Here is a 2092-nt window from a genome sequence, read left to right on the forward strand (position 1 = left end):
CGCGCGGTGCCCGCGCGGGGCGGCGGCGTCCAGCTGTGCGGGCTGATGGCGACCCTGGTGCGGGCCCGTACCGCCATGGGCCGGCCCGAGGCGGCCGCCGCCGTGCTGAGCCGGCCCGTGCCCGAGCGGCTGACCGGCAGCGTGCACGGCCTGGCCTACCTGCGGGCGCGCGGCCACTACGCGCTGGCGACGAGCCGGTTCCACGCGGCGCTCGGAGACTTCCTGGACATCGGCCGCCACATGAAGCGCTGGGGCCTGGACCGGCCCCGGGTCCTGCCCTGGCGGGCCGACGTGGCGGAGGCGCTGCTCCGGCTCGGCGAGACCCGGCAGGCCGACCGGTTCCTGGCCGACCAGCTGACCACCCGCGACGCCGGCGACCCCTGGGTGCGCGGGATGACGCTGCGGCTGCGGGCGTCGCTGCGCGAGCCGAAGGAGCGGCAGGCGATGCTCACCAAGGCGGTGGACGATCTGCACCGCTCCGGCGACAGCTACGAACTGGCCCGCGCGATGAGCGACTTCGGGCAGGTGCTGCGCCTCCTGGGCGAACCGGCCCGCGCCGCCATGGTCAACCGCCGGGCCTGGCACGTGGCGAAGGAGTGCGGGGCGGAGGCCCTGTGCGTGAAGATCCTGCCCGGCCACACCGGCGACGCCCCGCAGGAGGCCGCGGCCGCCGCCGCGCCGCACGCCGATCTGGTGGCGAGCCTCAGCGAGTCCGAGAAGCGGGTGGCGCTGCTCGCCGTGCACGGCCACACCAACCGGGAGATCGCCCAGAAGCTGTACATCACGGTGAGCACGGTGGAACAGCACCTCACCCGCGTCTACCGGAAGCTGGAGATCCCCGGCCGGCAGGCCCTGCCCGTCGACTTCCACCTGGGGGTCGCCGAGTTCATCTGACGGCCGCCCCCGCCCCGTAGCAAGGTCATGGCAAGCCCGCGCCCGTTCCGCCCGGGCCATGGCAGGCAACTGGCGTCCCGCCGGGGCATTCCGGTCCGGGGCGGCCGGGCCCGCGGCGCCGGTGGTTTCGACCAATGGCGCGTCCTGGAAGGTCGGTCCCGAGGCCGTAGCCCACCAGGGAGGGCACCATGACCACCACACCCACGCACGAGCAGCCGGGGAGCGCGGCGAGCCCCGGACAGCTGCGCGACGCCCTGCTCGACCGGGTCGAGGAACGGCTCGCCCGGCTCCTCGCCGACGAGACCCGGAGCCGGCGTACGGCCGATCCGCGCAGCGCGGTCCTGGTGGCGGGGGTGGCCGAGCTGGTGCAGGCCGGGGCGGAGCGGGCCCATCCGGTGATCTGCCTCACCGGCTACCTCGCGGCCGGCGGCGACCCGGACGGGGAGGACGTGGTGTCCGCGTGCGCCGCGCTCGAACTCCTCGACACCTGTCTGATGATCCGGGACGACGTCCGCAAGAACGCCCCTCTGCGCCGGGGCATCCCGACCCTGCACATCAGCCACGCCGCCGAGCACGAGCGCAACGGCTGGCGCGGCGAGTCCCGCCGCTTCGGTGAGGACACCGCCGTACTCGCGGGCGATCTGGCGACGGCGTACGGGGACCGCATCGCGGCCCGGCTGCCGCCGCCCGCACGGGAGTTGTGGGACGGCCTGCGCACCGAACGCACCATCGGGGCGCACGCGGAGGCCGCGGCGGCGACGGAGTACCTCGACGACGCCTGGCCTGGCCAGTGCCTCGAAGGCTGCGGCGCCGGCTGCGGCGCGGGCTGGTACGGGCTGCGCCACGCCCTGCTGATCGGCGCCTCCCTCGCGGGCCGGGACGACCTGCGCGAGCCGTACGAGGAGTACGCGCGCGCCCTGCACGCGGCCTGGCGGATCCGCGGCTTCCTGCGCGGCGGGCCGGGGTTCGACGACGACGCCCAGTTCCTGCGGGACATCTTCTTCGACGCCCGCGCCCGCGAGCGGGCCGAGGAGACCATCGCCGGGCAGCTCGCACGGGCCGACGCGGTGGTGGCGACCGCGCCCGTCCAGGCGCGCTGGCGCACGGAACTCCGCGCGTTCGCCCGCCGGGTCGCGGGCTGCGAGTGACGGTACGGCGGTGCCGTTACGCGGGCGCCGGGCGCGGGGCCCCTGGCCGG

The 2092-nt window shown here is 76.2% G+C and carries 2 protein-coding genes; both read left to right on the forward strand.

All coding sequences use genetic code 11. The features are described from left to right. Positions 1-894 (forward strand): LuxR family transcriptional regulator (locus tag MHW47_RS34895; RefSeq protein ID WP_239227836.1); only part of this gene is annotated, 894 nt, incomplete at its 5' end. 188 nt (positions 895-1082) lie between these two features. Continuing rightward, entirely contained in the window at positions 1083-2042 is a 960-nt protein-coding gene (locus tag MHW47_RS34900; RefSeq protein WP_239227837.1) for a polyprenyl synthetase family protein, read from the forward strand. Positions 2043-2092 lie beyond the last annotated feature (50 nt).

Source organism: Streptomyces sp. OfavH-34-F (genome assembly GCF_022347745.1).
In the GTDB taxonomy this organism is placed as follows: Bacteria; Actinomycetota; Actinomycetes; order Streptomycetales; family Streptomycetaceae; genus Streptomyces.

Bases quoted from the DNA above. Each gene is read 5' to 3' on its own strand.
- MHW47_RS34900 (WP_239227837.1), top strand. From the start codon at position 1,083: ATGACCACCACACCCACGCACGAGCAGCCGGGGAGCGCGGCGAGCCCC.